The organism is Nocardioides sp., assembly GCF_016462705.1.
Taxonomy (GTDB): domain Bacteria; phylum Actinomycetota; class Actinomycetes; order Propionibacteriales; family Nocardioidaceae; genus Nocardioides.
Window position 1 is genome coordinate 1 of sequence record NZ_JAEMSS010000187.1, and the last position, 7,919, is coordinate 7,919.

Annotated in this window: 6 protein-coding genes and 1 pseudogene; all 7 read left to right on the forward strand. The window is 71.7% G+C overall.

Translation table 11 applies throughout. The features are described from left to right. Nucleotides 1-1,723, forward strand: a 1,723-nt coding sequence (gene lepA / locus JHD21_RS18530; protein WP_292678217.1) for a translation elongation factor 4, incomplete at its 5' end; no start/stop codon positions are given. Continuing rightward, on the forward strand, nucleotides 1,720-2,586 hold the full coding sequence (locus tag JHD21_RS18535) for an aminoglycoside phosphotransferase family protein (protein WP_292678219.1): 867 nt from the start codon (nucleotides 1,720-1,722) through the stop codon (nucleotides 2,584-2,586). The genes lepA and JHD21_RS18535, both read left to right, overlap by 4 nt. A gap of 141 nt (nucleotides 2,587-2,727) precedes the next feature. After that, nucleotides 2,728-3,690, forward strand: coding sequence for a hypothetical protein (locus JHD21_RS18540; protein ID WP_292678221.1), 963 nt, complete (start codon nucleotides 2,728-2,730; stop codon nucleotides 3,688-3,690). Nucleotides 3,691-3,895: 205 nt separating this feature from the next. Then, nucleotides 3,896-5,164 (forward strand): Wzz/FepE/Etk N-terminal domain-containing protein, encoded by a 1,269-nt coding sequence (locus JHD21_RS18545; protein WP_292678223.1) that lies wholly within the window; start codon nucleotides 3,896-3,898, stop codon nucleotides 5,162-5,164. Between the two features lie 94 nt (nucleotides 5,165-5,258). Beyond that, a pseudogene (locus JHD21_RS21930) lies at nucleotides 5,259-5,597 on the forward strand (glycosyltransferase); the annotation flags it as partial. Between the two features lie 34 nt (nucleotides 5,598-5,631). Then, complete coding sequence (locus tag JHD21_RS18550; RefSeq protein ID WP_292678225.1) at nucleotides 5,632-6,324, forward strand: glycosyltransferase family 4 protein; 693 nt, start codon at nucleotides 5,632-5,634, stop codon at nucleotides 6,322-6,324. 136 nt (nucleotides 6,325-6,460) lie between these two features. Beyond that, nucleotides 6,461-7,919: AMP-binding protein (locus JHD21_RS18555; protein ID WP_292678227.1), on the forward strand; the 1,459-nt coding region annotated here is incomplete at its 3' end.

Here is a 7,919-nt window from a genome sequence, read left to right on the forward strand (position 1 = left end):
GGCGCAGTACCTCGACCGGATGGACATCGAGCGCGAGCGCGGCATCACCATCAAGAGCCAGGCCGTGCGGATGCCGTGGACGGTGCCGGAGGGCAACGCGGAGGGCGCCGAGCCGGGCACCTACGTCCTCAACATGATCGACACGCCCGGGCACGTCGACTTCACCTACGAGGTCTCGCGCTCGCTCGAGGCGTGCGAGGCCGCGATCCTGCTGGTGGACGCGGCGCAGGGCATCGAGGCGCAGACGCTGGCCAACCTCTACCTGGCGATGGGTGCCGACCTGCACATCATCCCGGTGCTCAACAAGATCGACCTGCCGAGCGCCAACGTGGAGAAGTACGCCGCCGAGCTGGCCCGGCTGGTCGGGTGCGAGGTCTCCGACGTGCTCCTCACCAGCGCCAAGACGGGTGTCGGGGTCGAGGCGCTGCTCAACGAGATCGTCAAGCAGACCCCGCCACCGGTCGGTGACCCGGACGCACCGCCGCGGGCCCTGATCTTCGACTCCGTCTACGACACCTACCGCGGCGTGGTCACCTACGTCCGGGTCATCGACGGCAAGCTCAGCCACCGCGACCGGATCAAGATGATGTCCAACGGCGTCGTGCACGAGATGCTCGAGGTGGGTGTGATCAGCCCCGAGCCGGTCAAGGCATCCGAGATCGGCGTGGGGGAGGTCGGCTACCTCATCACCGGGGTGAAGGACGTCCGCCAGTCCCGGGTGGGCGACACGGTCACCAGCCAGCACCACGGCGCCACGGAGCCGCTCGGCGGCTACAAGCACCCCAACCCCATGGTCTACTCCGGCCTCTACCCGATCGACGGGGACGACTACCCGACCCTGCGGGACGCCCTCGAGCGCCTCCAGCTCAACGACGCCGCCCTGGCCTACGAGCCGGAGACCTCGGGTGCCCTGGGGTTCGGCTTCCGGTGCGGCTTCCTCGGCCTGCTGCACATGGAGATCGTCCGCGAGCGCCTCGAGCGCGAGTTCAACCTCGACCTGATCTCGACCGCGCCGAACGTGGTCTACGAGGTGGTCATGGAGGACGGCAAGGTCATCGAGGTCACCAACCCCAGCGAGTACCCCGACGGCAAGATCGCCGAGGTGCGCGAGCCGGTCGTCCGGGCCACGATCCTCAGCCCGTCGGACTACATCGGCACGATCATGGAGCTCTGCCAGTCCAAGCGCGGCAGCCTCCAGGGCATGGACTACCTCTCCGAGGACCGCGTGGAGATGCGCTACGTCCTGCCGATGGGCGAGATCGTCTTCGACTTCTTCGACCAGCTGAAGTCGCGCACCAAGGGCTACGCGTCGCTGGACTACGAGCGGTCCGGGGACCAGGCCGCCGACCTGGTCAAGGTCGACATCCTGCTCCAGGGCGAGCCGGTCGACGCGTTCTCCGCGATCGTGCACCGCGACGCCGCCTACTCCTACGGGGTGATGCTGGCCGGCAAGCTCAAGGAGCTCATCCCGCGCCAGCAGTTCGAGGTTCCGATCCAGGCCGCGATCGGTGCCCGGGTGATCGCCCGCGAGAACATCCGGGCGATCCGCAAGGACGTGCTCGCCAAGTGCTACGGCGGCGACATCACCCGCAAGCGCAAGCTCCTGGAGAAGCAGAAGGAGGGCAAGAAGCGGATGAAGATGGTCGGCCGCGTCGAGGTCCCCCAGGAGGCCTTCATCGCCGCCCTCTCCACGTCGGGCCCGGGGGAGAAGACCGGGAAGTGAGTCCCCACCTCGAGCCGGCCCGGATCGCGTCCGGGCTGCTCGAGGAGTGGGGCCTGACGCCCGACGGCCCGCCGGTCGTGCACGAGGCCTCGGTCGTCCAGCCGGTGGTCGCCGACGGGCAGCCGGCGGTGCTCAAGGTGACCGAGGTGCACCCCGAGACCGCGCACGAGGCGCTCGCGCTCCAGACGTGGGGAGGCCGGGGTGCCGTGCGGCTGCTGCGTGCCGACCCCCGGCGTCGGGCGCTGCTGCTGGAACGCCTCGAGCCTCGCGACCTGCTCGAGGTCCCCGTGCGCGAGGCCTGCGAGACCGTGGCCGGCCTCTACGCCGACCTGCACGTGCCCGCGCCGCCGCAGCTGGTCACGCTGCCGGCGTACGTCGCCCGCTGGGTGCCGGGGCTGGCAGCGCTCCCGCGGGACGCGCCGATCCCGCACCGGCTGGTCGACCAGGCCCTGGGCCTGGCCCGCGAGCTGGACGAGGAGGCCTCCACCGGACGGCTGCTCCACGTGGACCTGCACTACGAGAACGTCCTGGCCGGCGGCGAGCGTGCGGCGTGGCTGGCGATCGACCCGCAGCCCTTGTCCGGAGACCCGCCCTACGAGCCGGCGCCGATGCTGTGGAACCGCTGGGACGAGCTGGCGAGCGAGGCGTCGACGGTGCGGGGGGCGATCCGGCAGCGGTTCCACAGCCTGGTCGACGCTGCGCTCCTCGACGAGGAGCGCGCGGTGGCCTGGACGGTGGTGCGGATGGTCGTCAACGCGTTCTGGTCGGTCGAGGACGCCGCGCGCGAGGCGAGGCCATTGGGGCCAGAGGAGCTGGAGTGGGTCACGAGGTGCGTGGTGATCGCGAAAGCCGTCCAGGCGTGAGACACCAGCCCTCGGTGACTCACCTTCGCGGCCCGGAGGTGGTTGACTGGGTCCCGGATGGGTGCTGTGGGGCGGCCATCCACCGGTTCCAGGGGGGAATCACTGATGGAAGCGAACAACGCTTCCCTCGTTTCGGGGGATGTGACGTCTCGAGCGCAGGAGCTGCGCGCGAATCTCGGTGCGCGCCAGGTCGCGGAGACGCTGCTGGCCGAGGCCGGGAAGATCCGGCAGGACGCGGCGCTGGCCGCCGACGCCCTGGTCGAGGAGGCGCAGCAGCTGTCCGAGCAGCTCGTGGCCGAGAGCCGGCGTGCCGCGGAGCAGGTCACGGCGGAGGCGCGCGAGGAGGCGAAGGCCGTCCTGAGCCGGGCCCGGACCGAGGCCGAGGAGCTCGCCGCGCAAGCGCGGGCGAACGCCGAGGCACTGCGGTCTGCCGCGGAGGCCGAGATCGAGGAGCACCGGCGTCGGGTGCGTGCCGAGGTGACGGCGCTGGTCACCCGGGAGCTGACCGAGCAGCACCGGGCTGCCGAGGCGGCCGCGCGCGAGGAGTCGGAGGCCGTGGTCAGCGACCTCGAGGCGTCGGTGCGCATCCTCGGGGTCTCCCTCGAGACCGCACTCGGCAACGTGAGCGAGCTGCTCGGTTCGCTGGAGGCGCTGCGGCCGACGGACACCCGGACCACCTCCCGTCCCGACGAGGTCCCGCCGGAGCAGCAGCCGCCGGCCTCCCGGACCGGTGGTGCGCATCTCGTCGACACCCCGTTCGGTCTGGAGCCCCTGGGGGCCGCGACCAGCAGCGTCCCGAGCGCGAGCTCCCCGTTCGGCACCGAGGTGGACCCGGCGGACCCGGGCGACCTGGGGCGGCCCCGCTCCGCCACTGAGGCGTTCCTGTCCTCCAGCAGCCTGGAGATCGAGCAAGCCAGCCGGGAGCTGCGCGACCTGCAGCACCCCGAGGAGGCGCGGCGACGGCGCGGCGACGAGAGCAAGCTGGCCGCCCAGCGACGCGAGCTCGACACCGACGCGGCCACCGACGGCCTCACCGACGAGGAGCAGGAGCCGGGCGACGAGGCGGCCCGGCCGCTGGGGTGGCTGTTCCGCACCGCCCACTAGGCCCCTGCCGTCCCGGTGGCTGTCCGGATGGGTGCCGGCGTCCGCTGCGCTAGACCTGGGGGTGCCGGCGGGTCGAAAACCGGGTAGATCTGACGGCCCGGTGCAGCCTGTTCCACCTGTCCCGGATACTGGGGGGACTCGGAGCCGTGGTCGACCTGGGGGGAACTGGGTCCACCACGGAGGAAGCTGACGTGTGGGGACGACGATGGACGTGCGCGAAATCTGCGCGGCGCTGTGGCGGCAGAAGCTGCTCGTCCTGGTTCTCCTGCTCATCGGTGGGGCTGTAGTGGCTGGTGGGCTCTGGGTTGCGCCGAAGACCTATGAGTCGGTCGCCCGGGTCGAGGCCGCGAAGGAGCCGACGGCCACCGCGGACGCGGCGGCTGTCGACAAGGCCCGCCGCCAGCTCGCCGAGACGGCGGACTCGACCGCGCTGCTCCGCGATGTGCGTCAGGCGCTCGACCTGGAGCTCTCGGTGTCCGAGCTGGCCGCGGAGGTGGACGGTCGTTCCGCTCCCGGGCGGACCGGGCTCGAGATCACGGTGCGCGACCCGGACCGGGTCCAGGCCGCGCGGATCGCGAACGCCGTGGCGGCCCGGATCGCGGCCTTGTCCTGGGACGACGCGATCGTCACGGTGACGGTCACTGAGCGCGCGATGGCCCCCCGGCTCTTCGTCGATCCACCCCTGGCCACGGTCCTGGCCGGAGGGCTGGGCTCCACTCTCCTGCTGGCGCTCGGTGTGGCGCTGGTGCGCGACCGACGCACCGAGACCGTCGACGACGCCAACGACGTCGAGAGCGCCGCGGTCGCGCCGCTGCTCGCGCATCTCAACGCGCCGGCGGACCTGACGGCGATGCCGGCCCTGCACCCCGGGTCCGCGGAGGCCGACATGTTCCGGCACCTGAGGCTCGCGCTCGAGGCGGAGACGGGCAGCGGCCCGTCCAAGAAGGTCGTGGTCGCGGGGGTGAGTGCCGGGGAGGTCAGCGTGTGGTTGGGGGCCAACGCGGCGATCTCGCTGGCGCACGTCGGACGCCGGGTGCTGCTCGTCGACGGGCGGATGGGCGACCGGTTCGGGCGACCCGCCCAGCCGGCGCCGGACACGCTCGGGCTCTACGACGTGCTGAAGGGTGCCGACCTGGACCGGGCCGTGAGCCCGGGGCCGGTCGAGCTGCTGAGCGTGCTCCCGGCCGGTACCTGGGGTCACGACCCCCCGGACTCGCTCCTCGAGCAGGACTTCGACCGGGTGATCGCCGAGGCCTCCCAGCAGTTCGACGTCGTGGTGGTGCTCGCTCCGCCGCTCGACGTGGCCGACGACGCCAGGAAGATGGCGGTGGGGGGCTCGCTGCTGCTCGCCGTCACCGAGGGAGGTGTGTCGTCCTCGGCGCTGCGCTCACACGCCACCCGGGTGCGCGCCGCCGGCGCCCGGCTCCTCGGGGTCGTGCTGATCGGTCGGCGCGCCGAGGCGACGGCGGCCTAGGGCAGTGACCTCCGACAACCACCCCGAGGAGGGCGCGTCCAGGCGGCTGCACGTGCTCCACGTGTCGGCGTCCGGGTCCGGTGCCGTGGGGGCGGTGGCGCTCGGCTACGTCCGCGACCAGGTCGCGCGCGGGTGGAACGTCTCGGTCGCGTGCTCGTCCCACGGGTTCCTGGGCTACGACGCCCGCGCGGCCGGTGCCCGGACCCACTGGTGGCAGGCCGAGCGCGAGCCGAACCGGCGGGTCGTCGGCGAGTACGTCAGCCTGTCCAGGATCATCAAGGACGCCGATCCGGACGTCGTCCACCTGCACAGCTCGAAGGCCGGACTGGTCGGGCGACTGGTGCTCCGGGAGCGCATCCCGACCGTGTTCCAGCCTCATGCCTGGTCCTACCTCGCGGCCCGCGGCGGCGTCCGGGCCGCCTCGTTGCGCTGGGAGCGCTTCGCCACCGACGGCGATCACGGTCTGCGTGAGCGACGCGGAGCGGGTCGCCGGTGGAAGCCTGGGCATCGGTGGGCGCACCGTCGTGGTCCGCAACGGCGTCGAGCTGACGTCGTTCCGCCCCGCGAGCGGCCGCGACCGGGTCGCCGCCCGCAAGGAGCTCGGACTGGTGGACGTGCCGACCGTGGTCTGCATCGGCGAGCTGACGCCCCAGCGCGGCCAGGAGGACCTCCTCTCCGCGTGGCCGCACGTCATCGACGAGCTGCCGCACGCGCAGCTGGTGCTCGTGGGTGACGGGCCGGAGCGTGCCCGGCTGTCCCGGGCGGCCCGGGAGCTGCCGGGAGTGGTCATGGTCGGCGAGCGCAGCGACGTCCGCTCCTGGCTGGCGGCCGCCGACGTCGTGGCCGTGCCCTCCCGCTGGGACGGCATGCCCCTGGTGCCGCTGGAGGCGATGGCCAGCGCCCGCAGCGTGGTGGCGACCTCCGTGTCGGGGGTGCTCGAGAGCGTTCCCGCCGACGCCGGGGCGATCGTCCCGCCCCAGGACCCGTCGGAGATGGCGGCCGCGCTCAGCCTGCGGCTGCAGGACCCGTCCCGTGCCGACGACGAGGGCTGGGCCGGCCGAGCCCACGTGGAGGCGCACCACGACGTGACGACGTCCGCCCACGAGCTGGCCCGCGTCTACCTGCGCCTGGTGGGCGAGCACCGGGGTCGCCAGGGCTAGACCATCTGCCCGGCAGAGACTTCGGGGGGTTGCTACCGGTGAGTACCTAGAGTGATCTAGGTTACGTCCAGCGTCTCCGCGACCCGATGCGGCGACCGACCCCGTCACCCGAGACACGGTTCCCACAGGAGTGGTCATGCCGATCAACCACGACACCAGCTTCGTCAACAACCTGAAGCCCAGCATGGCCGCGATGTTCTACGACCGCGTCGCGAAGAGCCCCGGCAACGAGGCGTTCCGCTACCCGGTCGGAGAGACCTGGCAGTCGGTGACGTGGAAGGAAGCCGGCGACCGGGTGACCAACCTGGCCGCGGGCCTGCTCTCGCTCGGCATCCAGCCCGAGCAGCGGGTGGGCATCGCCGCCGGGACGCGTTACGAGTGGATCCTCTCCGACCTGGCCATCATGGCGGCCGGCGGCGCCACGACCACGGTCTACCCGACGACGAACGCCGAGGACACGGCGTACATCCTGAGCGACTCCGAGTGCCAGGTCGTGTTCGTCGAGGACGACGAGCAGCTGGCCAAGCTCACCGAGCGCCGCAGCGAGATCCCCACCGTCGGCAAGGTGATCACCTTCGACGGCGCGGGCGACGGCGACTGGGTCATCACGCTGGACACGCTGGCCGACCTGGGTGAGAAGTACCTCGTCGAGCACGCCGGTGCCGTCGAGGCCAGCGTCGCGGCGATCAAGGGCGAGCAGCTCGCCACGCTCATCTACACCTCGGGCACCACCGGCCGCCCCAAGGGCGTCCGGCTCCGGCACAAGTCCTGGGTCTACGAGGGCGAGGCCATCGCGGTCCAGGACATCCTCCACGAGGACGACCTGCAGTTCCTCTGGCTGCCGATGGCCCACTCGTTCGGCAAGGTCCTGCTCTCGGCGCAGCTCGCCTGCGGCTTCGCCACCGCCATCGACGGCCGGGTGGAGAAGATCGTCGACAACCTGGGCGTGGTCAAGCCGACCTTCATGGGTGCCGCTCCGCGGATCTTCGAGAAGGCCCACGGCCGGATCGTCACGATGCAGGCCTCCGAGGGCGGTCTGAAGGAGAAGCTCTTCAACCAGGCCTTCAAGGTGGGTCTCGAGGTCGACAAGCTCGTCCGCGAGGGCAAGAGCGTGCCCCTCGGGCTCAAGCTCCAGCACGGTCTCTTCGACAAGCTGGTCTTCAGCAAGGTCCGGGACCGCTTCGGCGGGCGGGTCCGCTTCTTCATCTCGGGTGCCGCGGCGCTCAACAAGGACATCGCCGAGTGGTTCCACGCGGCCGGCATCGTCATCCTCGAGGGCTACGGGCTCACCGAGTGCTCCGCCGGAGGCTTCGTCAACCACCCCGAGGACTACAAGTTCGGCACGGTCGGTCCGGCGCTGCCCGGCAGCGAGGTCAAGCTCGGCGAGGGCGACGAGGTGCTGATCCGCGGGCCCCACGTCATGGACGGCTACCACAACCTCCCGGAGGAGACCGCCAAGACCCTCGACCCGGAGGGCTGGCTGCACACGGGGGACAAGGGCAGCCTCGACGCCGACGGCTTCCTCACCATCACGGGTCGGATCAAGGAGCTCTTCAAGACCTCCGGCGGCAAGTACATCGCCCCGCCGGCGATCG